Raw genomic sequence first — 25,426 nt, 5'->3', positions numbered from 1 at the left:
GAATTCGATTGTTAAAATTGGGGAGATAACTCCCCAATTTTTTCTAAAAAATATTTCTATTTTTTACTAGCTAACCAGTCTTTTAAAAAGCTATAAGTGCTTCCCTTCATTGAAGAGGCTTTCTTAAGAGCTACTTTTAAATCTTTGTCACCAATGAAATGAGGGTACTTACCCAGTTTTCCATTAAGAACTTTCATTGTTGCTGGATTAGCAACAATTCCTGCAGCTGCTTTTTGCCAAGTTTTAATTACACTTTTTTTAGTTCCCTTAGGTAATACTAAAAACTTTTGTGTAGTAAATCCTGCTGAAAACATTGCAGACCAAGCTTGGAATTCTTTTCCGCCAGGTTTTTTTCCAGTTACCTTCTCATAAACTTCTGTAAATGATGGTAGGTTTGGATAGTTTGGGTCTCTAACAATTTTATTTCCCTTTTGAACTCCCCAAGACATTAATGCAACCATCTCTCCTTTAGCAACTAAAGGTTTGATGTGTTTGTTGTAAGAAGAACTAGTTTGATAGTCAATAGTAGTTTCCCCACGCATAATTGCAGCTCTACCACCTTTTCTACCTTTCATTCCATAAACAAGTTTCACAGGCAATCCTAGCATATCAAAAGCCAAAGCTGGAACTGCATCTAATGAACTAATTCCTTGTGATCCGTAAAATAGTTTTGAACCTTTTAATTTGTCAAAATCCTTTACGATATCTTTAACGCCAAGATCACTTCTCACATAAACTACTCCACCTGTTCCAGCACCGTGAACTGCAACAAAATTTTTGTAGTCGTATCTGACTCTTTTGTCTTTAAAAAGAAACGGAAGTTGAGTTGATCCAGATGTAGCTAAAACAACTAATCCATCTTTATCTTTACCGTGTTTCGCTACGTAAGTGTTTACTGATCCTATTCCACCACCTTCAGTCATATTTTTCACAACAACCGCTGGATTTCCAGGCAAGTTTGCTGACAAAGGAGCAGTAAGAGCTCTTGCAACTGCATCAGTACCTCCGCCCGCTTTAAATGGTACCCATATTGTTATTGTTTTTCCAGAGTAATCTACAGAAAATGCTGCAGATGCTGAAAATACTAAAGCAGTTAAAACTGCTATCATTTTTTTTAACATTTATTTTCCCCTATTAAATTTAAGAATAGTTAGCTAATCAAATATTAAACCAAAAGTAAATAATTTTAAATTACGGTTAAATAACAGTTATATTTACTCTTGAACGCTATAGATCTTAAATTCAAACTTTTTTTGAAAATTATTTCAAATTTTAAATTTTTGAATACATCCAATTTAACAAACAGTCTGCTATTTCATGATTATTTTTTTCTAACATCATCATGTGACCATTTCCTTTTATATTTCTATCTTCTAGCCTCAAGAAATCATGCATCACTCCCGCTTGATTTAAAAAATTGCTAGTGCCATGATCATAAGGTGAGTGATAAGAGGCTTGTGCAGATAAAATTAAAATAGGAACTTTTTTAAGATTAGTTAATTTTCTTGCTGGCTCCTTTTGTAGATAACATTGAACTAAATTATCATTTGTTAAATCCCGATCTAATTCAGAGACTAAAACTTCATTTTCTTTTAAAGGAGGATCGAAAGTTAAAGATGAATAGGTAATTCCTCCTGGTCTGTCTGGTTTGGACGCGGTAATGTACCAATCTTTATCTCCTTCTCTTTTTTTATCAGTTTTTGAGTTTTTTATGTGTGATTGAACGTGTCCACCATAAGCAACATTGAAAAAGGGAGGTCCGTTAGGTTCAATTGCCAATAAACCTAAAGTTTTTTCTGGCCTAACATCTCCAGCTAACCAGCAAAATGGACCACCTTGACTGTGTCCTAAAACAAAAGCTGGTCCAATAAGATCTAACAACTCTGCCAAAGCAATTCTAGACATTGTTTCAGTTTCTATTCTATCGGTCATGGTATTAACTTGGGAAGCCATATATTGATCAAAAATCTTATTCCCTCTTTTGCCACTTTCTGGCCACTGAGAGTGTAATTTGGCTTGAGGCCAATTTCCTAAATCTTTCATTGCGGTAAATCTTCTTTCGCAATCATCCAAGTCTAACTCGCGATCAATATATTCTCCATAAAGTTTGCTTGAATATCCGGACCGTCCTCGACCTGGCTGGTCAACTACAAAGACTTCAAATCCAGCTAATAAAAAATCATGAGCCCAACCTCTTCTTCCATCTGGAGTCCCTAGAAAACCAACTCCTGTCTGGCCTCCTCCGTGAATAAGAATAATTTTGTGATTAGGTTTTAAATCTTTTGGAGTAAATTGCTCTACATACATAGTGCCTTTAATGACCTCCTTAGTGTCGATTTTTTTTTTCACTCCTCCAACAAAAAAACATTTGTGATTTTTAATATTGAGTTCTTTTAAATCTGTTGGATGTAAATTAGTCAAAACTAGTAGATTCTTTTTGTAACACCGCCACGTTCACCGGTGTTCAATTGGTTGGCAAATTCGGGGGCCATTGGCCTGGGTTGAGGAGCATTTAACCAGACCCTGTACAGCAACCTTTTTTTAGATGGATCTTCATGATCGAGAACTTTGGTTCTTGTATGGTAGATCACTCTATTATTTAATACTTGTATATCGCCTTCTTCTAACATCATTTTTAAATGAAAATCTTCCTGCACCGTTAAAAATTGAACATACTCCACAGCTTCTTTGCTTGGAGAATCTAAACCTCCTGATTTTTTTTCAGCTCCCAACTCAATTTGACTCTTGTTAAACCTTGAACACATTTTTCCACCATAATAACTAAAAACTGGAATTGGATGTGAGCTCAACTCTTTTTCAGATTTTCCCTTACCAATTAAATCAATATAAAAACCTTTGCATAAAGTATCTAAATATTCTGGTTTATTTTTTAATATCTCATTATAAATAGAAAGAGCACTTATCACTCCACTTTCACCTCCTTGCTTTGCTCTTTGCAAACATAATAAAGCAACATGATCACAACTATCTGTATGGGCGTCAATCTTTGCTGTTGTCCTGTGCAGTCTAATTCCATCACGATACGGATTGTCACTGATAATTTTATCTCCATAGTCTTTAACTCCACTCATCAACTCTCCTTTAGAGTTTTGTGGAATACCTACCCCTAAATAACTACAAATACCCCAATAGATAGTTTGAATAGTTAAAGAGTCATATTTTTTTACATCTAGTCCTCGTAGTCTTATAAAGCCACGACCTTTTTGTAATATATCTAACTGTTCGTTTAAAACTTTCGTTAAAGAATCTAAAATAAAATCACACTTAGAAAAAGAAGTTGGTGCCAATTTTTTATTTATTACTTTTTTTGCAGCCTCCTCCAATTCAAAAATTTGATTTTCAGAAAATGTGTATGTCCATTCATTTTCGCTTTTAAAGTCTGAAACTTTCCAAACACAAGGCTCTAAGATGGGGTTTTTTAAGATTTCCATTTTAGTAAGTAATTTATTTCAATTGTTCAATTAGTTTCTTAGTAAATTCTGTAGTAGATAATTTACCACCAATATCAGGTGTTCTTGTTTCAGGATTAATAATCATTTTATCAATCGCATTTTCTATCAATTCAGCTATTTCTTTGAGCTGACTATTGTTATTTTTTTTACCTAACCAATCTAATAGCATTGCTGTAGAGCCAATTAATGAAACTGGATTTGCAATATTTTTTCCAGCAATATCTGGCGCTGAACCATGTTGAGCTTGTGCAATACAAAAATTATCTCCTGCATTAATTGATTCAGCAAGACCGAGACCACCCGCAATTTCAGATGCTGCGTCTGATAGATTGTCTCCAAAAAGATTGGTGGTTAAAATAACATCGAATACAGAAGGGTCTCTTATTATTAATGCAGACATGGAATCTACAATTTGCTCTTTGTATTCCACTTCTGGGTATTTCTTAGACACTTCTCGAGCACATTCTAAAAAAAGACCATCGGAATATCTCAAAACATTCGCTTTATGAATTGCGACTAGTTTTTTTCTTCTTTCTTGTGCATATTGAAATCCAGTTTCTGCAATACGCATGGACCCTTTTCTAGTAATGTTTCTTATTGATATGGCAACATCCTTGGTTGGCATAAGCTCTCCTACACCGAGATACATATTACGATCTGAATAAAAACCTTCTGTATTTTCTCTCATCACTATGCAATCTATTCCCATGGGAAATCTAGTAGATTTTCCTAGTCGATTTCTAGCTGGTCTGACATTGGCATAAAGCTCAAAATACTTTCTAATAACTCCAGAAGGATTTAATCCTCCCTCATTTGTTGGAGGATAGTCGTTGTGCGAGCACGTTCCAAGTATAATGCCATCGCACTTTTCTGCAACTTGTAAAATTTCATTTCTAAATGTTGTTTTATGTTTTTTAAAAGAGGTAAAGCCAATATCTTCGTGAATTAAATCTACCTTCAAATCAAAAATAGCTAATGCTGCCTCCAAAACATCAATCGCTGACTTTGTTATTTCTGGACCTATGCCATCTCCTTCTAATACTAAAAATTTAAGATTCTTCATTTTAAATATATTATATATAACAATTAAAATTAATTTAAAGCAAATGCTAAATAACAAACCAGCTATATTTAAAGAAAAAAAAATAAAATCTATAAAAAGATTTGGAACAGTAGTTACTAAAATTTTTGTAAATAAAAACTCCGGATCTAAGTCTATGATTAGTGGAACGACACTTATACCTAAAGACAAATCAATTAATTTACATTACCACAATTGTGAAGAAGCTGTATTAGTTCTTAAGGGAACTGCATTGGCTGAAATAAATAAAAAAAAATACACTCTTAAAGAAGGTGAGGCTTGTTGGATCCCGGCTAAGGTCCCTCATCGATTTATTAATAATAATAAAAGTAATTTAAAAATATATTGGACATATGCAAATGTTAATGCAACACGTACAGATGTATTAACAAAGAAAACATACAAAATACTCGATGAGCATAAAAAAAAATTATAAAATAAAACCTGAAAAGTTAGAAAAATTTATTTCTACTATTTATGAAAAGTGTAAATTTTCAAAAAAGCACGCCTCTATTGTAGCAAAAGGACTGGTTCGAGCAGATGTACGAGGTGTGTGGTCACATGGAGTAGTGAGAGCTCCTATTTACTGCCGAAGAATTTTAAAAAAAGTTGCCAATCCTAAACCAAAAATTAAAATTAAAAAAATTCAAAGAAATATTCTTCATGTAGATGGAAACAATGGGTTGGGCTTTGTAACTTCAGATATTGCAATGAATGAATGTGTTAAAGTTGCAAAAAAATATGGTGTAGGAATAGCAGGTATTTACAATAGTAACCACTTTGGAATGGCTGCAAACTATTTAGAAATTGCAACGAGAAATAATTGTATAGCTTGGGTATTTACCGCATCCTCTCCTGCATTACCTCCACACGGTGCAATGGCTGCTCATTTTGGAACGGCTCCATTTGCATTTGGAAGTCCAACTGCGAATAAAAATAAACCTTTTATATTAGATATGGCATGTTCAGCTGTTGCTAGGGGAAAATTAAAATTTGCTGCCAAAAGTGGCAAGAAAATACCTTTTGGACTGGCGCTTGATAAATTTGGAAAGCCTACTAACGATGGCGCAAAAGCCTTTGACGGAATTATGTTACCTTTTGGTGGAATGAAAGGTGCAGGTATATCCTGGATGATGGATATCATAGGAGGTATTTTTACAGGAGCTAATCATAGTGGAAATGTAAAAAACCAATTTGGTAATAACTTTTCAGGCCCTGCTAATGTTGGACATTTTATGATCTGTTTAAAAGCGGATCTTTTCCAAAATAAAAATCAATTTTTAAAAAAAATGGAATATGGAATTAATAAAGTAAAAAAATTAAAATTGGCTAAAAGTTTTAAAGAAATCTTACATCCCGGAGAGCCAGAGTACAAAAAAGAACAGGAAATTAAAAAGCGGGGAATTATACTTTCTGCTGATATAGTGAATGATCTTAATGAATTAGGACATTCCTTGGGAGTAAAGTCTCCTTTTTAATGTTTCGCTGCAAATTTTCCAGCAAGTTTTCCAAATACTGCTCCGGACGTTAGTCCGCTTCCACCCGGATAGTTAAAATAGAATATCCCACCAACCATTTCACCAGCGGCATACAATCCCTTAATAGGCTTCATAACTTTATTTAAAACTTGTCCTTTATTGTTAATTCTTAAACCACCAAAAGTGAATGTGATACCGCATGTAACCCCGTATGCGTAAAAAGGAGCTGTATCTATTTTGTTTGCCCAATTAGTTTTATTTACTTTTAAGCCAGTTGTGCTTTTTCCATCTTTAATAGTCGGGTTGAATTTTACATCATTGATGGAGTTGTTGTATTCTTTAATAGTGTCCAAGGCCTTCTGACTATTAACTCCTGTTAGTTTTTTTACTAATTCTTCAAGAGTGTTTGCCTTAACCATGGTCGCAGATTTTACATCATACTCGCTGTACAGCATGGGTCTAACTTTTTTGTCAAAAATTTGCCAAGCTAATTGATTAGGTTGCTTGATTACCTCTTTTCCAAATTTTGCGTATGTGAAATTTCTAAAATCTTCCCCCTCATCAACAAATCTTTCTCCTTCAGCATTAAGAACAATTCCCCATGGGTAACTAATTTTACGATATTTATTACTGATTTTTAAATCACTAAATTCTGGACCGTTCAAGTCATGAAAAACTGCGTGACAACCAGACCAGTTTCCAAAAGCCGAAGCTCCAACTTTGAATGCCATGTTTAGTCCATCTCCAGTATTATGCTTGGTTCCTCTAACTTTTGCCATATCCCACCCTGGTCCCAAATATCTTGTTCTCATCTCAGGATTAGATTCAAATCCTCCACATGCCAAAACAACAGACTTGGCATAAATTTTTTCAACTTTGTTTTTGTTCATTACCTCCACTCCAGACACTGAGTTTTTTTCATAAACCAAATCGACTGCAGCAGTATCATATTGAATTTTAATTTTATGCTTTTCAACAATTCTTAACAATGAATCAACCAATGTTTCCCCTTGTCCAGCAACCTCTAATGTCAAGCCTCCCCAATATTTCATTTTACCATCTACTACAAAAGATTGTCTTCCTTCAATTGGAGTAAATTTTAAACCTTTTTTGCTAAGCCAATGAATTGTTTCAAAGCTATTACCTGTTAAAATTTTAGATAAAGATTTGTCTGTCTTTCCATTCGTAACTTTTTTCATATCTTTCATGAAATCTGCCGTGGTGTATTTTCCATAATCAATACTATTTGAATTTTTTAAGGTAGGTATAATTTTTTTTAAATCAGAGTAGCCCTTGTAAGCAAAACGAAAAGCTCCATTCGTATATCTGCTATTTCCACCCCTTTCTTTTTTAGAAGCCTTCTCAATCACTAAAATTTTCTTAGCTCCATTGTCTGAAGCTGACAAAGCAGCAGATAAAGCTGCATTTCCAGTTCCAATTACTATGACATCGTAAAAATTTTTCATAAAATATATTTCAAATCTTATAGCTACAGTAATACATATTACAATATGTAATATTCTATTTTACAATATGAAACGCTTTGTAGTTAGGTAGGCTTAGTTTTTTTTAATTTTAAAAAAAGATTTTAGTTTTTCAAGGTTTCTTTTGTTTTGCTCTTTACCTTCTTGATTCTTTTGTTTTTGAAATTCCTTAATTTGCTCGATCTCTTCTTTTGATGTTTCTTTGACTTTTTCTATAGTGGCTTTTGTTTTTTTTTTAATCAATTCAACGTTGTGAGACGTGGCATTGGAAAAAGTGCAGAATAAAAAAAATAGTAAAAAATATTTAAACATAATTGATTAATTTTAATTAATATTACTGTATTATCAATCTATGAAAAAAACAAATAGTGAATGGGCTAAGACACTAGAACCAGAGCAATTTTTAATTATGAGAGAAGAAGGCACCGAAATGCCTGGAAGCAGTAATCTAAATGATGAAAAAAGAAAAGGATTTTATCATTGTGTGGGTTGTGATCAAAAACTTTTTAGCTCAGATATGAAGTATGACAGCGGAAGTGGATGGCCTTCTTTTTTTGAAAGTTTTAAAAATGTTTTTGAAACTAAAACAGATCACTTGTTAGGCTACCCAAGAATAGAATATCATTGTAGCAAGTGTGGAGGCCATCATGGACATATTTTTGATGATGGACCAAAACCGACGGGAAAAAGATTTTGCAATAATGGTAAAGCGCTAACATTTAAAGAAGGAACATAAGATATGACAAAAGAATTTAAAAATATTAGTAAAGTAGGATTCATGCTCCATAATGGTGGGCTGGATTTTAAAAAAATTTCAGATGATGAGTATGAATACAAAACTACGTTAAAAGATTTTCACATGAATGCAGCAGGAGTTACACATGGTGGCTACATAATGTCTGTATTAGATTCTGGAATGGGAACTGCCGCTCATCAAGTAATAGATGGAATTGCTGTTACAATTACATTGGATATAAAATTTATTTCTGGATCTAAAGCGGGTGAAGAGATTATTGGTTATGCTAAAATTAAACGTAAAACTAGATCTCTTATTTTTATGCAGGGTGAGTTAAAATCAAATGGAAAGACTTTAGCAACATCTGAGGGAATTTGGAAAATTCTTTAATTAGATGAAAGGAAGTAATACTACTGAAATTCTTTCTAAATTTTCTGCAAACTTAACCTTTGAAGACATACCCAAAAAAGTCTTAGAGCATATTAAGCTTCTTTTTTTTAGATGGAGTAGGTTGCTGCATCCATGGAAATACATTGCCGTGGACTAAGACATTAATGGAAGTTGTGCTAAATAATACTGATATTCAAGAGTGTACAATCATAGGGACTAACACCAAAACCTCCCTATTAAATGCTACTTTAATCAATTCAACAGCAGGACATGGTTTTGAGTCTGATGATATTCATAGGGAGTCTATTTTACATCCCAACTCTATCATAGTGCCTGTGTCTATTAATGTTTCTGAGAAAATTAAAAACATAAGTGGCAAACATTTTTTAACAGCTGTTGTTGCTGGATATGAAGTTGCTACTCGCGTAGGTTCGGCAGCTGGAACTGAGCTTCTGCTAAGAGGATTTCATCCGCAAGGAACTCATGGAACAATAGCTTCGGCTGTTACGGCGGCAAAATTAATGAATTTGAATAAAGAACAAACTTTACATGCAATGGGAATTGCAGGATCATTAGGTGCTGGTTTGATGGCAGCTCAAGAAGGGGCCATGGTAAAACGATTACATTCAGGAAGAGCAGCTGAGGCTGGAGTATTGGCAGCTGAACTTGCTGCAAAAAAATTTACAGGAATTTCTAATATTATTGAAGCTGATTATGGAGGCTATCTTTCAAGTTTTTCCGGGAAAAATAATTTTACAAGAGCTACAGATCAATTGGGAGAAGTTTGGGAATGTGCTAACACAGGAATTAAACCCTACTCGTCTGTTACCAGTATTCATGCAGCTTTAGATTGTCTTAAAGCAATTATGAAAGATAATAAAATTTATCCAAATAATATTAAAAAAATTAAAGCAAAAATTAGCCATCCTACCTATGTCCATTGTGCTTGGGCTTACGATAATCAAAATGTAACTTCTGCCCAAATGAACATTTATTACGGGTTGGCATTAATGGCTCTTGAAGGAGAATTGTTTGTGGATCAATTTAGTCCAGATAAAATATCAAATCCTAAAATTTTAGATTATATGAAAAAAATAAGTGCAGAAGTAGATCCAGAAATTGAAAAACTTGGTCATGAATTTAGACATATGGCATCTATAGAAGTGATCACCAATGATAATAAAAAATTTACACATACCGAAAAATTTAGAAAAGGATCCCCTGAAAACCCTGTGCCGAAAAATGAAATTTTAACAAAATTTAACAATTTGGCAAAATTTTCGTACGATCAAAAAGAAATAGACAATTTTAAAGAAAAAATAGAAAAAATAGAAAATTTAAATAGTGTAGAAAATTTTTTAAATTAAAGTTTGTTTCAGAGTACTGGACCAAGAATGTATAGATCTAGCTTAAAATTCTTATTGGCTCTCCATCTATGAAGGCCTGAAGATCTTCTGCCATTTGGGAGTAAAACTTAATATAGTTTTCTTGGGTCACATAACCAATGTGTGGCGTTAGAAAAGCATTGGGTAAAAATCGTAATTTATGACTTTCAGGAAGAGGCTCATGCTCATAAACATCTATACCGGCACCTGCAATTTTTTCTTCTTGAAGCGCTCGAACCAAGTCTTCCTCATTGATAATAGGACCTCTAGAAGTATTGATTAAAAAGGCAGATGTTTTCATTTTGCAGATATCTTCATATTTCAGAAGATCTTTACTTCTTTCGCTAAGAACATAATGAATAGAAACAAAATCAGATTGTTCTAATAGTTCTTCTTTTGTAACTGCAAGAACTCCGTTTTCTGTAGCATGAGCAATTTTTAAATTTTCACTCCAAGCAATCACATTCATTTCAAATGCTTTTGCTATTTTTGCAATTTGGCATCCTAATTTTCCAAGTCCAATGATACCTAAGGTTTTTCCTTTTAGCTCCACTCCTACCGTTGTTTGCCAGTATCCCTGATACATGTTTTCAGATTCTTGCCTTAAATTTCTAGCTAGGTTTAAAAGAATTCCCCACGTTAGTTCTGCAGTAGGATTTTTATTTCCTTCTGTGCCCGAAACAATAATTCCTTTACTTTTGGCGTGGTCAAAATTAATGGAAAGATTTCTCATTCCACTAGTGGCAATAAATTTTAAATTGGGACAGCCATCCATTAAACTTGCTGTGATTGGAGTTCGCTCTCTCATGATTAAAAAAGCCTCGAAGTCTTTTAAGTTCTCAATTGCGTGAGTCTCGTCATCAAATGGTTCACGAAATACTTTAATTTCGCAACTTTGATTTAGCTTACTCCAATCAGCAAATTCTTGCGCAACACCTTGATAGTCATCCAGTATTGCGACTTTCATATTTTTGCTTACTTAGTTAACAGTTTACTTAACTTAGAAAGGTCTTTTTGTTTTTCTAAATTCCTTACTGTTTCTACGATTGCTTTAGATTTGGCTAATGGCCATTTTGCAAATTCAGCACATCCCATAAACTTATCAGCTACTTCATCATAGCTCATAGGTATCATTGGGCTACCTTTTCCAAAATCACCTCTACCAGATATTTTCTTTCCATTTTTCAAATAAATATCAATGATAGTAGTCATTTTATCATATCCTGCTTTTTCAGCGATAGCATTTTTGTAAAAATTAATTTTTCTTAACATGTTTTGCACGTCAGGTTTATTAACTCTTTTGTCTTGGTATTCAGGAATGTATGCTCTTCTTTGAACCAATAGAATCGCCATTGAATATTCCATACTAAATTTAGCTTGGAATTCATTGGTGGGTCTATGGTGAATTAAAGCATTTTGCATATTATGGTTGGTACCAACATCTACCTTCACTACGTCTTGAGGTTTGATGTCATGCTTTAAAATTAATTCTAACATTTTTGTCATTCCAGGGTGAGTCAAAGATCCACAAGGATGCGGCTTGATAGAGATACCTGGCTTATCGAAGGTCCAAGGTTTACCAAGTTTTCCTTTGATAGAACCTAAATCATATCCACCACCATGAGCTTGAAAAAATCCTCTAGGAGATTCTAAAATTTTATCTGCAGCAGACCAGCCAAAACCAACTAAGTCACAAGCCACGACACCACTCTCAGCAGCACGTCCTGCATGCAATGGTTTTGTCATAGTTCCAAAATTTTCTCTTAAACCTGCGCTTAATGATGCAGCTATTGATAAACTTTGTTGAATTTGAGGTACTTTATATCCTCTAATTTTTGCAGCAGCAGCAGCTGATGCTAAAGTTCCACAAGTTGCCGTAGAATGAAAACCATGCTGATAATGTCTTGGAGACATTGCTTCTGAAGCTTTGCACTCAACGTCCACTCCAATTAAGTAAGCATTTAAAAAATCCTTACCATTAATTTTGTTTAGTTCACCTTCCGCAAAAGCACTTGGCAAACAAGGGGCTGTTGGGTGAGTTAGCAAACCGTATACTCTATCTTTTAATACTGCTAGTTGAGTGTCATCATAATCATCAGAATGAATTCCAACTCCATTTGCCAAAGCAGCAAATCTTGATGTAACTTTCATTTTAGAGCCAATAACAGTAGCTCTTCCTTTGGCAGAGTTTTGATTGATATGTTTGAATAAATACACTCCAGTTCTAGCAACCGATCCTGCTAAAGCTAAACCAAAACCATCTAAAATATGTTTTTTCCCAAGCTCTACTACTTTTTTAGGAATAGAAGTAAATTTGTTTTTGTAAACAAATTCAGCTACGTACTTAGTTAATCCTTTACCTTTGTCGGACTTTATATTTGGTGTGAATGCTTTTGCCATAAGTAGAACTCCCTTTTTTTAATTAGTTTGTTTAATCTAGAAGATGCTGATTCATCAAAATAAAGGTAGATTGTCAACAAATTTTATATTATAAAATTGTGTTTCACATTGTAAAACTATGACTACAGAAATTAAAGTTATCGATAAAGCGTTTCAAATACTAAATTCTTTTAGTGAGGCTCAAAATAATCTGTCTCTAAAACAAATTGCAAAAGTTACCTCACAAAATAAGTCGACTATTATTAGGATTTGTAGGTCACTGATAAAACATAATTTTTTAATTAAAAACGAATCTACTGGCAATTACCAGTTAGGACCAGGTACATGGAAAATGGGTCAAATTTATAATGCTAATTTTGATATTGGGAATGAAATTAGAGAAATATTAAAAGACATTTGTAAAGAAAGCGGTCAGTCAGCTGGTTATTGGATACGATCGGGAAACAAAAAAGTTTGTTTGTATAGGTCTAATAATACGGAGTCTGAGCTAACACACCATTTAACAGAAGGAACTAATTTTCCTTTAGTGAGCGCTACAGGTAAAATTTTATTAGCCTTTGGAGATAAAAATGAAAAAGAAATGAATGAAATTATCAAAAAAGGATTCACATTCACTTCAGAAGAAAGAGTGGGAAGTATTGCCAGTGTGGCTGTGCCTATATTTAATATAAAAAATGAATTTGAGGGAGCAATCAATGTTTCTGGATGGAAACAATTTTTTAATTCTAAAACATTGACCCACTTTGCTAAAATTTTACAAAACAAGCAGAATTCAATAAAAAAATTGTTGTTACGATAAAATAAAGATAGAAAATTATAAAAATTTAAAATAATAATCACACTTGGACAAAATATCTAAGAATCATTACCTAAATTACAAAAAGGCTTTAAGTAGCAAAAAGCTCTTTTTGACTCCTGGTTGTCATGATCCATTGAGTGCAAAGCTAATAGAAAAAGAGAAATTTAATTTTATTTTTATTGGTGGGTTTGCTTTATCCTCAGGACAGTATGGATATCCTGATGCTGGTATCATTACTTTGAGTGAGCTAGTCAATTCAACGAGAAAAATTCAACGATCAACAAGCCTTCCATGTATTGTTGATGCGGACACAGGATTTGGTGGTACTATCAATATTCACCGAACCGTTAGAGATTTAGCAGATGTTGGAGTTGCTGCATTAATTATTGAAGATCAAGAATTTCCAAAAAAATGTGCCTTAACTGAAAAAGTAAAGATACTTAATTTTCAAGAATCTTGTGAAAGAATAAAAGCCGCCGTGAAAGCTGCAAAAGAAAATAAAAAGCAAGATATTGGCATTGTTGCTAGAACGGATGCTTATCCAGTTTTAGGAATTAAAGAAACCATTAAAAGAATTAAGGCATTTAAATCTCTTGGAGCGGATGTAATTTTTGCTACAGGAATTGATACAAAAAAAGATTTGGAGGCAATTAGCAAATATAAAAATTTAAACTTAATGCTAAATATTACTCAAAATGTAGAATTTTCTATTAAAGATTTAAAAAAGTGTGGTATTAGATTTGCAATATATTCCCAAAGTATTTTAAACGGATATGTAGATACCACTAAAACTATACTCAAAACCATTAAGCAAGAATTAATTCCAAGATCAAAAAACTTATCAAACGACACATTGAATATTTTAGATTTTCAAAAAGTTTTAAAAATAGAAAAAAATTAATGAAAGAATATCTAGCAGCTTTTAAGGTTAGCTACAAAAGTATACTAATTGGATGTGTTGGTGGATATGCAGCTAGTTATACATTGCTACCATTACCTTGGCTTCTTGGTGCGTTGATAGCAAATTTAGTTTTTTCATTTACTAAATTTGAAATTAAATTTGATAAGAAAATTTTTCTTCCAGTGTTGTTAGTGATAGGAGTGATTCTTGCAGGAAGCTTTAATATTTCACTGCTATACAAAATTCATCTTTGGATTTTCTCATCAATAGCAATGATAATATGTACAATAATAGGAAGTATAGTGACTGCATTTTATTTATATAAAATTTGCAAATTTAAGAAAGTGGTAGCTATTTTAGCAGGCCTACCAGGAGCTTTTGTGGTTATAGCTGGTGCTCTTGAAGATTTAGCTGACAACAAAAAAGATAGAGCTCGAGTAATAATTCCACAGGCTACAAGAGTTTTGTTTATTGTTTTATTTGTACCTTTCATATTTTTGGCTAGCGAAGGCTATCAAGAGATCGGTGCTAATGACTATAAAGCTACTTATAATTTAAGGTATTTTTCTGAATTGGTTTTTTTATTAGGTATTTCGCACTTACTGTCAATTTTATTGGAAAGATTTACAATTCCATCCGCTCCTATTCTGGCAGCAATGTTAGCTGCAGGTTTTTTTTATACATTGGAAATTACTACAGCTAAATTTCCTCCTTTATTTATTAATATTGCATTTGTGTTTTTGGGCTCTGCAATAGGTTGTCGGTTAAACGGTTTGGGTATTAAAGAAATAATTTTTTACAGTTTTCATGGAGCAGTTATTTCTATTTTACTTCTAGGTATAGCTGCAATATTTGCATATTTTTTAAATATTTGGTTTGGTTTTGATTTTATAGCAACTTTGTTAAGTTTTGCGCCTGGAGGGTTGCATGAAATGGTTATAATAAGTGCTGCATATAATATTGATCCATTGTTTGTCTCATATCATCATTTTCTAAGAGTATTTTTTATTATTTTTGCAATACCTTTTATTGTAAAATTTTTTAAGAAAAAAAAATAACTTTTTAAGAATAAAATATACCTCTTTGCCTCAAGAGCTCTCGTGTCATATTAGGACTTGGCTGGAAGGCTTTTCTTCCATGAAGTAAAAAATGATTATTGGAAAAAATAGAATACCCAGGAGGTAGTTTGAAAGCCATGTGTCTCTTGCTATTTTCCAAAGATTCAGAAAGACGGTTTAAAAAAAGACCTTGCTCTAATGAGCTTGGTTCTGGGAATTGATCAATATACGAGATCGTAGGTTTGCCGTTCATATCTTTTGAAAAAACAGGATGTTCTAATTTATAGTCTATATTTTTACTTTTGGGAGAGCCCCAAATAAAATTCTGTTTTGCAACAGGGTCTTTTATAAAATCTTTCAAATCTTCCCAGTCATCCAAATGTAACAGAACACTTTCTCCTCCATTGGCATTTTCTTCTTTCATTTTCATCATTAACAACCAGTCTGTTTTTTCTTTAACAAAAGTTCCATCTGTATGCAGATCTAATTTTTTATAAGCTTTTCTTAGATAAGAATCGCTGTTGTCCGTATGTTTCACTTCAAAACGTGCATAATAATTTCCTGCCATAGAATCAAAATTAGGGGTTCCGATTAAATGAGTTAAGGCTGTAGATACTTTGACTAAAAAATCTGCATCATATTTTTTTGAATCCATTGTTTCTGGACCAATAATAAAAGCGCCTCTTTGACGATCTTGTATCGTTTCTTTAACAAAGTTTTGTATTTTGCTATCAAAAATTTTATTAAAAATATCCGTAATATGAAAACGAAGAAATGGCTTGTATTCAATGTCCAACAAATCAAATACATCAAATTGATCTTTGATTTTATCTAGATATTTATTTTCAATTTTAACATCATATAAACGATCGCTTGTAGGATGGTTTTCAATAAAGAGGCCTGGTATTTGCATATCTAAAAATAAAAGTTCATTAGTAAAAAAGTTGTAACACCTGCGAAAATACCAAAGATAACATTCTTTTTAAACAGAAAATACGCTAGCAATGTTACAATTGTTGCAACAATTCTGCTCTCAGATTCAGTTTCGGAAAGGATTCCAGCTGGAAATAAAATAATTTTTGATATTACTGCAGAAATAATTCCAATAGAAACACATTTGATCCAATTAAAAACTGGGCTATTTGTATTTATGTTTTTTGCACTAAATACACCCATGGCTCTACATAAGTAGGTTGCACATGTTGCAAGAAAGATGGCTATGTAGATGGTATTAGCTGTCATTACTTTCCTTTTTAAAAATAAAAAAACCTAAAGTTCCAGATGCGATACCCGCTATCAATACGGACCATTCAGGGATGTATTGATACAAAACAACACTAAAAAGTGCTCCGAAAATAACAGATGTGGTAAGTTTTTTTTCATTCAAATTACTCACTGTCATAATTAAAAAATAAATAGGATTAATAAAGACTAATCCTATTAAAAATTCATGAGAAACGAGATGGGAAATAGAAAATCCTAACATCGTACAGATCACAGCATTGAACCATAAAAAACCACCAAGGCCCAAGAAGTAATCAAACTTGTCTTGTTGTTGTAGCTGTTTATGAACTGCAAGCATATTAAACCAAGATGTAACGGCAATAAAATGTGCTAGAAAATAGTATTTCCACTTGGAATGAGAGGAGTGTCTAATAATAGGAATTAAATTAACGGTCATCGGAAATAATCTTGCGTTAGTTAAAAAGACAGCTAAAAAAATGTTTAAAAATGTTCCTCCCGCTAACATAGTTTCTGCCATCACAAATTGACCTGGGAGTGCGAAGGTAAAGAAGGAAGAGGCAAAGCTTTGAAACAAATCAAATCCAGAGCTTTTTAAATAAGCTCCAAATGCAAACATACTTGAGCCCAACCCTAAAGCTGGAACGCCAAAAGCATGGCTAACGCCTTGTCTAAAAGAAATTAATGAAAACAAATTGTAGTAAACTATCCTCCGAGGAATAACCTACCAACATCAGGATTTTCTAACAACTCGTCACCCTTACCAACGATAGCTGTTTGACCTGAAACCAAAACGTAACCATTGTCTGCAAATTCCAAACCTTTTTTTGCATTTTGTTCAACTAAGATAATAGTTTTTTTTTCATTTTGCTGAAGGTCTCTCAATATTTCAAAAACCATATCAATATATCTAGGTTCTAAACCAATCGATGGTTCATCTACTAGCAAAACACTGGGCTTCATAACTAATGCTCTTGAAATTTCTAACAATCTTCTCTCCCCACCAGACAAAACTTTTGCAGGCTGATTTCTTCTATTTTTTAATCTTTCGTACTTATCTAAAACTCTTTGTGCTTCTTCATAAGATTCTTCCACTTTATCTTTTGCATAACCACCCATTAATAAATTTTCTTCAACAGTCATATCTGGAAAGACTGAGTTGTCTTGCAATATATAAGCAATTCCAACAGACGTTAATTTTTCTGCTGGTGTTAGATTAGTAATATCTTTTCCATCGATGCTAATTTTTCCAGAAAAAATATTTGTAAAACCATAAATAGAATGGAGAATTGTAGATTTTCCTGCTCCATTAGGTCCGATTAAGCAAAGAGATTGGGCCTTACTAACCATTAAATCAAAATCATGTAAAATTTCCATTTTACCATATCCTGCGGTTAGTCCTTCAATTTGTACATGAACATTATCTGGAGAAAGTTTTTGCAAATCTTCTCTTGTGGGTGCGGATCCTAAAACTGAATATTGATCTGACATTATTGTGCTCCTAAATAAGCATCAACAACGCGCTTATCATTTTTAATTTCATCGGGTCCACCTTCGGCAAGAAGCTGTCCGTGAGCTACACAAAATATTTTTTGTGCAAGTTGCATAACTACTTTCATATTATGTTCAATTACAAACAATGTAATACCGTACTCTTTGTTAACCTGGATTAAACGAGTAATGATTCCATTAATTAATGTAGGATTAATTCCAGCGGTCGGCTCGTCTAATAAAAGCATTTTAGGCTCACTCATTAGTGCCATCGCAAGTTCTAACAATTTTTGCTGACCAAAAGACAAATCACCTGCTCTTAAGTTTCTTTTTTGATACAGACCCACAAATTTTAAAATATCTTCTGCTTTTGAGGTCAGTTCTTTGGGTATACCTGCAAAAACAGTAAGCAAAGTTTCATTTCTAGGCTTATGACTAATAAGCATATTTTGCACACAGTTTAACTTTCCATAAATTCTTGTTTGCTGAAATGTTCTTAACAATCCTAACTTAGCAACTTCTGGAATAGGAAGTGAAGAAATTTCTTTTCCATCAAATTTAATGGAACCTTTGTCAATAGGATGAGTACCTACAATAGAATTGAATAAAGTTGTTTTACCAGATCCGTTTGGCCCAATCAACCCAACGATAGACCCTTGCTCTACTTGCAATGAAATATCTACATTGGCCTTTACTCCACCAAAAGATTTCGAAACGCTACTAACTTCTAAAAGTGCCATTAGTCTAAAGTAACCTGTGCCTTTCTATCTTCTTCGTCCATAATCTCACCAAACCATTCTGGTTTTTTTTCACGAAGAAAACCCATAATTCCTTCCGGAAGATAAACAACAATAACAATGATTAAAACTCCTAAGGCAACATACTGCCATCCTAAAAAGAAAGACCAAAAACTTTCTTTAAATATATGAAACACTGAGGCCCCAATAACCGGTCCCCATAAAGTCCCCTTGCCTCCTAAAATACACATAAGAACCATAAAGACTCCCATTTCTCTTCCATCAAATGCGACTTCCACTGGCTCGATGTAACCAACGATATTTCCTACAAGACCTCCAGCTAGTCCAACAAAAAATGCTGAGATAACCCATCCTGTAATTTTATATCGCATAGTCTCTATACCCATCGCTTCTGCTTTATCCTCATTGTCTCTGATGGCATTAAGAACTAATCTAAACCTTGTTGAATATAACCATTTGATAAACACAAATGTCATAACAAAAAGAGCAAGTGTTAAATAATAAAAAAATTCATTTCTATATTCTGTTCCACCAATATCTTTAGGCCAAGGTGGTGCGGTCATTCCCTGACCTGCTCCAATAAGCTCTATTCCACCAGCAATTTCTCCTGAAGCTATTCCAATACCTAGTGTACAAATTGCAAAGTAATGTCCACGCAATCCTAAAACTCCATAACCAATAATTAACGCAATAATCGCAGGAATGATTGCAGCTGCAAGTAAGCCTATCCAAAGACCTTGAAAATATTGATCAGGTGTATGAATAAAAGTTTTCTCTCCACCACTAACAGTCCATTCAGCCAAATCGAAAAATAGACCTATTTGAATGCCGGAACAAACATACATTCCGACTCCAAAGAACATAATATTACCAAAGGTGTTGTATCCCATTTCACCTCCTTGAATGTTCCAAGTAATCGCTAGAATGATAAGCACCAACCAAAACGTAAACTGAATTCTATAGTCTGAAAAAACATTTGGAGCTATCAATGCAAAAGCTAAAACTCCTAAATAAATAAAAAGATCTTTTTTCTTTATATTGCTTAACATTATTTCAAATACTCCCTGCTTCTTGCTAATTTAAAGCGTCTGTACACTAAAATCAAAACTAACAATAAAAATACTGCAGCAATTCTAAATTCAGTTCCTAATAGATAATCAGCAAATTCTTCAAAGACTCCTAATCCCATACCCGATAGTGCGACACCTGGAAGATTTCCCAGTCCTGCAACAATAACGATCATGAAAGATCTAACTGTGTAAGGTAAGCCAACATAGGGGTGCAAAGTAAACGTGATAGCAATAAGTGCTCCCGCAACACCGCAAAGGGCTGCATTAATCCCAAATGTAGATGCATAAACTTTTTCTGTATCCACTCCTAATATCTTTGCTGCTCTAGCGTTTTGGGCAGTAGCTCTGATAGCTCGACCTAATTTAGATTTTTTCATGTACAAGACCAAAACTATTGCAGCAAGTACACTGACCGCTGAAGCAAAAATTTTAGAATTGGGAAGTGTTACTGAATTATCAAATAACATGGTTGTTCCAAAATTTGATTGAGCAACAACAACATCCGCACCAAAAACGAAGTTCATTAATTGCATCATTAAAATACTTATTCCAAATGTTGCTAAAATTGATGTAAATAAATCTTTATCAACGACTTTATTAATAACTAGCTTATAAATTCCGATACCCACAAAATACATAACGATTGGAGAAACAATCACTCCATAAGCAGGGTGTATTCCATACATATATAAAAAGTATGCAACATATCCTCCCATAATCACAAGTTCCCCTTGTGCAATGTTAATAATATTCATCACTCCCCACTGAAGTGCCATTCCATAAGCGATCAATGCAAATAATATTCCAAGCAATACTCCATCCATCAAAGCTTGAATGATTAAAATTGGGTGTTCGAATATTAGAAGATCCATTTTTTTTTCTTATAAAAAATGCCCCCTCGTAAAAGGGGGCATTTAGTTAATTGTATTTATCTTTTAGACCAACTTGGTATTGGGTGTACTAACTTAGCTGAAGCCCATTTTGTAGGAGCCACAACTTTGTTTTCACACTTATCACCAGTACATCTAACTTGGAAAAGCACCATTGGCTTAGCAGTATTTTGACCACCAGAACCAAATTTTACATTTCCATAAAAGGTTTGCATATTAGTTTTTGCCAATGCATCTCTTACTTTCTTAGTATCGAAAGAGTTCGCTCTTTCAAATGCATCTTTGTAAACTAATAATGCTGCAGAAGATTCTGCTGCCTGATATGGAGGCGCATATTTGTAAGCAGCTGTAAAGTCTTTGTCATACTTTAAACCACCACCAAAATAATTATCTTTGTAAGATAAAGATTTGTGCCACTGAGATGCACATAATGCGTACTCAGCTTTTTTTCCATGTTGTTTTGCTAATTTAGAAGCATCACAATGTGTCATTGCTAACATTGGAACATCCACTTTCATTTCTGAAATTTGTCTGATCGCAGTTAGTGCACCTTTTGAGTGCCCTGACACCACAAGAACGTCTGGCTTCACAGCTTTAACTTTAGCTAAAGTTGCTGCCATATCATTTAGTTCTTTTGGAAGTTTGTCATCAATTATGATTTTAGATTTAGTTCTTTTTGCTGCATCTAAAATTCCTAATCTAACATCCTGTGAAAAAGCATCTTGTTCAAATGCCATAGCGATTTTCACTGGCTTGCCACCATTTTTTTCAACAGCCAAATCAATTGCTACTTCAAGGTATTGGTTAGCAGGAGATAATACTGCAAACAAATATTTGTATCCTTTAGTAAACAAAGATCTAGAAGCACCATTTGCTTCAACCATAGGAATTTTGTTTTCCTCAGTTACTGGAGCCATTGCTTTAGTTAAACCAGAACTGTATGGGCCAAGCATATACTTAACGCCATCCTGTTTGATTAATCGTTCAGCTAATTGAGCAGCTCTCTTAGAGTTAGATTCGTCATCATAATATTTGACAGCGAATTTGTAGCTTTTACCACCTACTTTAACTCCACCCATGTCATTGATTCTCTTAACAGCTAAATTATAACCATTTTTGGTATGTTCGCCGTTAGTAGAATACTTTCCAGTTAAAGAAACTGCAGCACCTAAAGTGATGGTATCGCCATCAACTCTAGCTTGAGCAGAACTGAAACCTAAAAGTAATGAAAAGATAGAGAAAATAGCAACTAGTCTATTTAATAGTTTTTTCATTTTGTCTCCCCTTATATTAGTTAATTAACATAAAGAACTTAATCAGATGGCTAGTAACAAACAAGCTTTAAAAATCTGTTAAAAAAATAGACTTATACAATTATTATATTGCTTCATAATATATATGATTTATCATGTATTCTACTATGAGGAGTAATAGCAATATAAGAGATTTTAAATACTTTCAAAACTCATTGGGTTTTAAAATCAATAAGCTTTCTAAAGAGCTAAAAAGATATTCTTCCAAAATTATTCAAGACTACCCATCTTTAGGTATTCCAGAATTGTTTACATTAAATGTAGTAGGTGAAAATAAAAAAGAGATAACTATCAAATATATTTCCTCTGTACATTGGGCAGACCAGGCAGAAATTAGCCGCGGTGTTCAAAAGCTCATTAAACTCGGTCTCATTTACAAAAGAGCAAATGAAGATGATCTTAGATACACTTTGCTACAAGTAACTGATGAAGGAAAAAAACTTCATAAAGAACTATTAAAAAAACAAACAGATCGAAATAAAAAATTATTAAAAGATTTTAGCAATGAAGAAATTAACCACATGCAGAAACTATTAGATAAGCTTTTAATATCAAGTCAAAAGTATTTAATATTTAATTAAACTTTAATCGCAATAACAATTGCAATAATAACTAGAGCTCCTGCGGAAATATAATTAACTAAACTTAAATTATTTTTTAACTTACTTGCAATAGCCCTGGCTATGCCTGAATAGATAGCGAGTGTTAAAAAATCCAAAGAAATATAAGTAAGTAATAAAATAAAAAAGTGCTCATAGTAATTAGGTCCAGCAATTAAAAAAGTCGGAAACACTGTTGCAAAAAAAACAGTTGCCTTAGGACTCAGAAAGGCAATAAGAAACCCGTCTATATATAAAGCACTAATGGATTTTTGTTTTACTTTATTGGAAATATTTATATTAGATTTTGATTTTATGTAACCGTAGGCAATATAAAGAAGATAAAGTATTCCACTCCATTTAAAGTAAATAACAACATCAGGAAATAATTTTATCAATGCAGCAAATCCAAAAAGCACCAAAATCATTTGTAGACTATTGGCAGATATATCGCCAAATGCAGTCCACAAACTTTTTCCAAATCCATAATTGAGAGATTGGGACATAATCAAAACTCTAGGTGCACCTGGAGTGATAAACATAAAAAGAATAATTTGTAAAAAGATTAAATAGTTTTCTGGAATCATTATGCGTAGTCTAGTGGTAGAGAAGATGTTTGTTTAATTTCTTCCATAGAAAAACTACTACTCACATCCGTTAGGTCTACTTTGTCTGTTAATTTTTTATAAAACTCATCATACTTTTCAATACTAGGAACCAATACTTTTAATAAATAATCTATAGAACCACTCAGTCTGTAAAATTCTATTACTTCTGGCATGTCACTAATAGCTTTAACAAATTTTCTTGCCCACTCCATATTGTGATTACTAGTTTTTATCTGAACAAAAGCGACTACATTTAAGTTTAGTTTTAGCCTGTCTACTACTGCCACTTTCTTAGTGATAAATCCTTGTTTATAAAGTTTGTTAATTCGAGCCCAACAAGGAGTTGGAGATAAATTCACTTTTTTAGAAAGCTCCGAAATAGGAAGGTCTGCATTTTCCTGAAGGACAGATAGAATTTTCTTATCTATATCATTTAATGCATTATTTTTTTTCATTATTTCAAATTAAGTAGCATATTTTTCTATTAATTCTAGTTTTTTATCTAATTATTAACTTATTTATCTACTAAACTTGAATAAATTAGAAAAAAGTCTAGATAAACTTCCAATAACTAGTCCTTAGGTTTGTCCCTTTTAATAACCCAAGGACTAGGTTAGTCAAAAAAACAGAAAGAAACAAATGACATTAAAAATAAATGATACAGCTCCAGATTTTGAAGCAGAGACAACTCAAGGAAAAATTAATTTATATGATTGGGCTAAAGATAGCTGGATTGTACTTTTTTCCCATCCAAAAAATTTTACTCCAGTTTGTACAACTGAACTTGGGGCGCTTCAAAGCCACAAGGGTGAGTTTGATAAAAGAAATGTTAAAATTTTAGGATTAAGTGTTGATCCAGTAGAAGATCATGGAAAATGGAGTGAGGACATCAAGGATGTTACTGGTTTCAAACCTGAGTATCCACTCATTGGAGATAAGGATCTAACAATTGCAAAAGCCTATGGAATGCTTCCTGCTAGCACTGAAGGATTTTCTGACGAGAGAACAGCGGCTGATAATGCAACGGTTCGAAATGTATTTGTGATTGGTCCTGATAAAAAAATTAAGCTTATTTTATCGTATCCAATGGCTACCGGAAGAAACTTTCCAGAAATTCTAAGAGTCATTGACTCACTTCAGTTAACTGCAAAACACAAAGTTGCAACTCCTGCTAATTGGAAGCAAGGTGAAGATGTAATTATTGTTCCTGCAGTAAAAGAAGAAGAAGCTAAAACGTTGTTTCCAAGTGGTTGGAATACAGTAAAGCCCTACCTTAGAATTGTTAAACAACCCAAAATATTAAATTAGAAAAGGAAAAAATGAAAAAAATAATAACAGCAGTACTTTTTATTTTTATTTCAACATCCGTGTTTTCAGCAGAACCGTTAGTGGATGTGAAATGGTTAAATAAAAATTTAAACAACCAAAATGTATTTGTATTAGATGTTAGAAACAAAATTGATGGTGGATCTTACGAAACATTTAAACAAGCTCATATTCCAGGAGCAGTGCACTCTGACTATCTAAAAGATGGATGGAGAGCAAAAGTTAATGGTGTAATTGGACAATTTCCAGGAAAAAAACCACTGGAACAATTAGTAGGAAGTCTTGGAATTGATAATTCAAAGCATGTTGTTGTTATATATGCTGGAGTGAATTCTACTGACTTTGGAAGTGCTGCTAGAATTTATTGGACTTTTAAAACTTTAGGACATGAAAATGTTTCTATTTTAAATGGTGGTTTTAAGTCATGGAAAGATGCTGGCTATAAAGTGGCGGCTGGTGCGAGTGTGTTAGCTCCAAAAGTATTTAAGGCTTCAATCAACAAAAAGTACAGCGCTTCTTATAAAGAAGTAAGAAATGCCAAGAAAGAAACAAATGGTATTTGTTTAATTGATGCTAGACCTAATGATTTTTTTAAAGGAGTAAAAAAACACCCTGCTTTAAAAGTAGTTGGAAGAATACCCAATGCGGTTAATGTAGAGCAACAAAAAACAGTTGGAAATGATGGTTTTATCAAGTCTAAAGCTGAAATTTTAAAGCTCTATGACGATGCTCAAATCAAGGATTTTAAAGGATACATTACTTATTGTAACACTGGACACTGGGCTGCTACTGTTTGGTTTGCGCTAAGTGAAGTGGCAAATATTCCACAGGTAAGAATGTATGATGGATCTTGGGCTCATTGGGAAAGCAACCCTAAAAACAAAGTTATTTCCGGATAATTTTAAAAACTACTATATGCGGGTAGTAAGATTTACCCGCATATT

Annotated in this window: 30 protein-coding genes; 12 read left to right on the top strand and 18 right to left on the bottom strand. The window is 33.2% G+C overall.

The genetic code is table 11. The annotated features are described in order from the left end of the window. Positions 1-56: 56 nt before the first annotated feature. From SAR11G3_RS03790 to SAR11G3_RS03775, 4 genes are all read right to left on the bottom strand, one after another. Positions 57-1,121 (bottom strand): Bug family tripartite tricarboxylate transporter substrate binding protein, encoded by a 1,065-nt coding sequence (locus SAR11G3_RS03790; protein WP_013695452.1) that lies wholly within the window; start codon positions 1,119-1,121, stop codon positions 57-59. Between the two features lie 151 nt (positions 1,122-1,272). Continuing rightward, positions 1,273-2,421 carry an alpha/beta hydrolase gene (locus tag SAR11G3_RS03785; RefSeq protein WP_013695451.1) on the bottom strand — a complete coding sequence of 383 codons (1,149 nt, stop codon included), beginning with the start codon at positions 2,419-2,421 and terminating at the stop codon, positions 1,273-1,275. A 2-nt stretch (positions 2,422-2,423) separates the two neighbouring features. After that, entirely contained in the window at positions 2,424-3,452 is a 1,029-nt protein-coding gene (locus SAR11G3_RS03780; RefSeq protein WP_013695450.1) for a TauD/TfdA family dioxygenase, read from the bottom strand. Between the two features lie 13 nt (positions 3,453-3,465). After that, positions 3,466-4,536, bottom strand: coding sequence for an isocitrate/isopropylmalate dehydrogenase family protein (locus SAR11G3_RS03775; protein WP_013695449.1), 1,071 nt, complete (start codon positions 4,534-4,536; stop codon positions 3,466-3,468). A 43-nt stretch (positions 4,537-4,579) separates the two neighbouring features. On the opposite strand from SAR11G3_RS03775, the gene SAR11G3_RS03770 reads away from it, so the two are divergent. Together SAR11G3_RS03770 and SAR11G3_RS03765 are read left to right on the top strand one after the other, a co-directional pair. Further along, the gene (locus tag SAR11G3_RS03770; RefSeq protein WP_013695448.1) at positions 4,580-4,990 is read left to right on the top strand and encodes a cupin domain-containing protein; all 411 of its coding nucleotides are present in this window, start codon (positions 4,580-4,582) and stop codon (positions 4,988-4,990) included. Further along, on the top strand, positions 4,968-6,032 hold the full coding sequence (locus SAR11G3_RS03765; protein ID WP_013695447.1) for an Ldh family oxidoreductase: 1,065 nt from the start codon (positions 4,968-4,970) through the stop codon (positions 6,030-6,032). The genes SAR11G3_RS03770 and SAR11G3_RS03765 overlap by 23 nt, the downstream gene beginning before the upstream one ends. On the opposite strand, the gene tcuA is transcribed toward SAR11G3_RS03765, so the two are convergent. Then, positions 6,029-7,498: an FAD-dependent tricarballylate dehydrogenase TcuA gene (gene tcuA / locus SAR11G3_RS03760; RefSeq protein ID WP_013695446.1), complete on the bottom strand. Its 1,470-nt coding sequence runs from the start codon at positions 7,496-7,498 to the stop codon at positions 6,029-6,031. The two genes, SAR11G3_RS03765 and tcuA, sit on opposite strands and share 4 nt — an antisense overlap. Positions 7,499-7,591: 93 nt before the next feature. Then, entirely contained in the window at positions 7,592-7,828 is a 237-nt protein-coding gene (locus SAR11G3_RS03755) for a hypothetical protein (protein ID WP_013695445.1), read from the bottom strand. A gap of 40 nt (positions 7,829-7,868) precedes the next feature. Between SAR11G3_RS03755 and msrB the strand changes: the two genes are divergently transcribed. Genes msrB through SAR11G3_RS03740 form a run of 4 tightly spaced genes read left to right on the top strand, consistent with a single transcriptional unit; the run spans position 7,869 to position 10,009 of the window. Beyond that, positions 7,869-8,252, top strand: coding sequence for a peptide-methionine (R)-S-oxide reductase MsrB (msrB, locus tag SAR11G3_RS03750; protein ID WP_013695444.1), 384 nt, complete (start codon positions 7,869-7,871; stop codon positions 8,250-8,252). 3 nt (positions 8,253-8,255) lie between these two features. Next, positions 8,256-8,642 (top strand): PaaI family thioesterase, encoded by a 387-nt coding sequence (locus SAR11G3_RS03745; RefSeq protein ID WP_013695443.1) that lies wholly within the window; start codon positions 8,256-8,258, stop codon positions 8,640-8,642. Between the two features lie 4 nt (positions 8,643-8,646). Next, positions 8,647-8,799: a hypothetical protein gene (locus SAR11G3_RS07280; protein WP_013695442.1), complete on the top strand. Its 153-nt coding sequence runs from the start codon at positions 8,647-8,649 to the stop codon at positions 8,797-8,799. Then, on the top strand, positions 8,786-10,009 hold the full coding sequence (locus SAR11G3_RS03740) for an MmgE/PrpD family protein (protein ID WP_237697280.1): 1,224 nt from the start codon (positions 8,786-8,788) through the stop codon (positions 10,007-10,009). Before SAR11G3_RS07280 ends, SAR11G3_RS03740 begins: the two co-directional genes overlap by 14 nt. A gap of 37 nt (positions 10,010-10,046) precedes the next feature. On the opposite strand, the gene SAR11G3_RS03735 is transcribed toward SAR11G3_RS03740, so the two are convergent. After that, on the bottom strand, positions 10,047-10,994 hold the full coding sequence (locus SAR11G3_RS03735) for a D-2-hydroxyacid dehydrogenase family protein (protein ID WP_013695440.1): 948 nt from the start codon (positions 10,992-10,994) through the stop codon (positions 10,047-10,049). A gap of 8 nt (positions 10,995-11,002) precedes the next feature. Then, positions 11,003-12,427 carry an MmgE/PrpD family protein gene (locus tag SAR11G3_RS03730; protein WP_013695439.1) on the bottom strand — a complete coding sequence of 475 codons (1,425 nt, stop codon included), beginning with the start codon at positions 12,425-12,427 and terminating at the stop codon, positions 11,003-11,005. Positions 12,428-12,545: 118 nt separating this feature from the next. Here SAR11G3_RS03730 and SAR11G3_RS03725 point away from each other — a divergent pair, with 118 nt between their 5' ends. The 3 genes from SAR11G3_RS03725 (at position 12,546) to SAR11G3_RS03715 (ending at position 15,185) form a co-directional block, all read left to right on the top strand. Next, positions 12,546-13,226, top strand: a complete 681-nt coding sequence (locus tag SAR11G3_RS03725) for an IclR family transcriptional regulator (RefSeq protein WP_041862358.1) — start codon at positions 12,546-12,548, stop codon at positions 13,224-13,226. Between the two features lie 109 nt (positions 13,227-13,335). Continuing rightward, positions 13,336-14,127 carry an isocitrate lyase/PEP mutase family protein gene (locus SAR11G3_RS03720; protein WP_013695437.1) on the top strand — a complete coding sequence of 264 codons (792 nt, stop codon included), beginning with the start codon at positions 13,336-13,338 and terminating at the stop codon, positions 14,125-14,127. Beyond that, positions 14,127-15,185: an AbrB family transcriptional regulator gene (locus tag SAR11G3_RS03715; protein WP_013695436.1), complete on the top strand. Its 1,059-nt coding sequence runs from the start codon at positions 14,127-14,129 to the stop codon at positions 15,183-15,185. Before SAR11G3_RS03720 ends, SAR11G3_RS03715 begins: the two co-directional genes overlap by 1 nt. Before the next feature lie 4 nt (positions 15,186-15,189). Here SAR11G3_RS03715 and glaH read toward each other — a convergent pair whose 3' ends face one another. Genes glaH through SAR11G3_RS03675 form a run of 8 tightly spaced genes read right to left on the bottom strand, consistent with a single transcriptional unit; the run spans position 15,190 to position 21,910 of the window. Next, positions 15,190-16,098 (bottom strand): glutarate dioxygenase GlaH, encoded by a 909-nt coding sequence (glaH, locus tag SAR11G3_RS03710; protein ID WP_013695435.1) that lies wholly within the window; start codon positions 16,096-16,098, stop codon positions 15,190-15,192. Positions 16,099-16,100: 2 nt separating this feature from the next. Further along, positions 16,101-16,427, bottom strand: a complete 327-nt coding sequence (locus SAR11G3_RS03705) for an AzlD domain-containing protein (protein ID WP_013695434.1) — start codon at positions 16,425-16,427, stop codon at positions 16,101-16,103. Beyond that, a complete protein-coding gene (locus SAR11G3_RS03700; RefSeq protein ID WP_013695433.1) occupies positions 16,417-17,121 on the bottom strand; it encodes an AzlC family ABC transporter permease in 705 nt (234 codons plus the stop codon). The genes SAR11G3_RS03705 and SAR11G3_RS03700 overlap by 11 nt, the downstream gene beginning before the upstream one ends. A gap of 11 nt (positions 17,122-17,132) precedes the next feature. Further along, positions 17,133-17,918, bottom strand: a complete 786-nt coding sequence (locus tag SAR11G3_RS03695) for an ABC transporter ATP-binding protein (protein WP_013695432.1) — start codon at positions 17,916-17,918, stop codon at positions 17,133-17,135. After that, a complete protein-coding gene (locus tag SAR11G3_RS03690; RefSeq protein WP_013695431.1) occupies positions 17,918-18,658 on the bottom strand; it encodes an ABC transporter ATP-binding protein in 741 nt (246 codons plus the stop codon). The genes SAR11G3_RS03695 and SAR11G3_RS03690 overlap by 1 nt, the downstream gene beginning before the upstream one ends. After that, positions 18,658-19,725, bottom strand: coding sequence for a branched-chain amino acid ABC transporter permease (locus tag SAR11G3_RS03685; protein ID WP_013695430.1), 1,068 nt, complete (start codon positions 19,723-19,725; stop codon positions 18,658-18,660). Before SAR11G3_RS03685 ends, SAR11G3_RS03690 begins: the two co-directional genes overlap by 1 nt. Further along, a complete protein-coding gene (locus tag SAR11G3_RS03680) occupies positions 19,725-20,618 on the bottom strand; it encodes a branched-chain amino acid ABC transporter permease (protein ID WP_013695429.1) in 894 nt (297 codons plus the stop codon). Before SAR11G3_RS03680 ends, SAR11G3_RS03685 begins: the two co-directional genes overlap by 1 nt. 56 nt (positions 20,619-20,674) lie before the next feature. Then, positions 20,675-21,910 (bottom strand): amino acid ABC transporter substrate-binding protein, encoded by a 1,236-nt coding sequence (locus SAR11G3_RS03675; protein ID WP_013695428.1) that lies wholly within the window; start codon positions 21,908-21,910, stop codon positions 20,675-20,677. A gap of 146 nt (positions 21,911-22,056) precedes the next feature. On the opposite strand from SAR11G3_RS03675, the gene SAR11G3_RS03670 reads away from it, so the two are divergent. Then, positions 22,057-22,530, top strand: a complete 474-nt coding sequence (locus tag SAR11G3_RS03670) for a MarR family winged helix-turn-helix transcriptional regulator (RefSeq protein ID WP_158304710.1) — start codon at positions 22,057-22,059, stop codon at positions 22,528-22,530. On the opposite strand, the gene SAR11G3_RS03665 is transcribed toward SAR11G3_RS03670, so the two are convergent. Further along, positions 22,527-23,135 (bottom strand): LysE family translocator, encoded by a 609-nt coding sequence (locus tag SAR11G3_RS03665; protein ID WP_013695426.1) that lies wholly within the window; start codon positions 23,133-23,135, stop codon positions 22,527-22,529. The two genes, SAR11G3_RS03670 and SAR11G3_RS03665, sit on opposite strands and share 4 nt — an antisense overlap. Continuing rightward, positions 23,135-23,611: an Lrp/AsnC family transcriptional regulator gene (locus tag SAR11G3_RS03660; RefSeq protein WP_013695425.1), complete on the bottom strand. Its 477-nt coding sequence runs from the start codon at positions 23,609-23,611 to the stop codon at positions 23,135-23,137. Before SAR11G3_RS03660 ends, SAR11G3_RS03665 begins: the two co-directional genes overlap by 1 nt. Before the next feature lie 184 nt (positions 23,612-23,795). Between SAR11G3_RS03660 and SAR11G3_RS03655 the strand changes: the two genes are divergently transcribed. Both SAR11G3_RS03655 and SAR11G3_RS03650 read left to right on the top strand, forming a co-directional pair. Further along, the gene (locus SAR11G3_RS03655; RefSeq protein WP_013695424.1) at positions 23,796-24,464 is read left to right on the top strand and encodes a peroxiredoxin; all 669 of its coding nucleotides are present in this window, start codon (positions 23,796-23,798) and stop codon (positions 24,462-24,464) included. 11 nt (positions 24,465-24,475) lie between these two features. After that, positions 24,476-25,381, top strand: coding sequence for a sulfurtransferase (locus SAR11G3_RS03650; RefSeq protein ID WP_013695423.1), 906 nt, complete (start codon positions 24,476-24,478; stop codon positions 25,379-25,381). Positions 25,382-25,426: the final 45 nt, after the last annotated feature.

Source organism: Candidatus Pelagibacter sp. IMCC9063, from assembly GCF_000195085.1.
Taxonomy (GTDB): Bacteria; Pseudomonadota; Alphaproteobacteria; order Pelagibacterales; family Pelagibacteraceae; genus IMCC9063.
The sequence above is the reverse complement of the archived record's forward strand: the minus strand, read 5'-3'. Positions and strand labels throughout refer to the sequence as shown.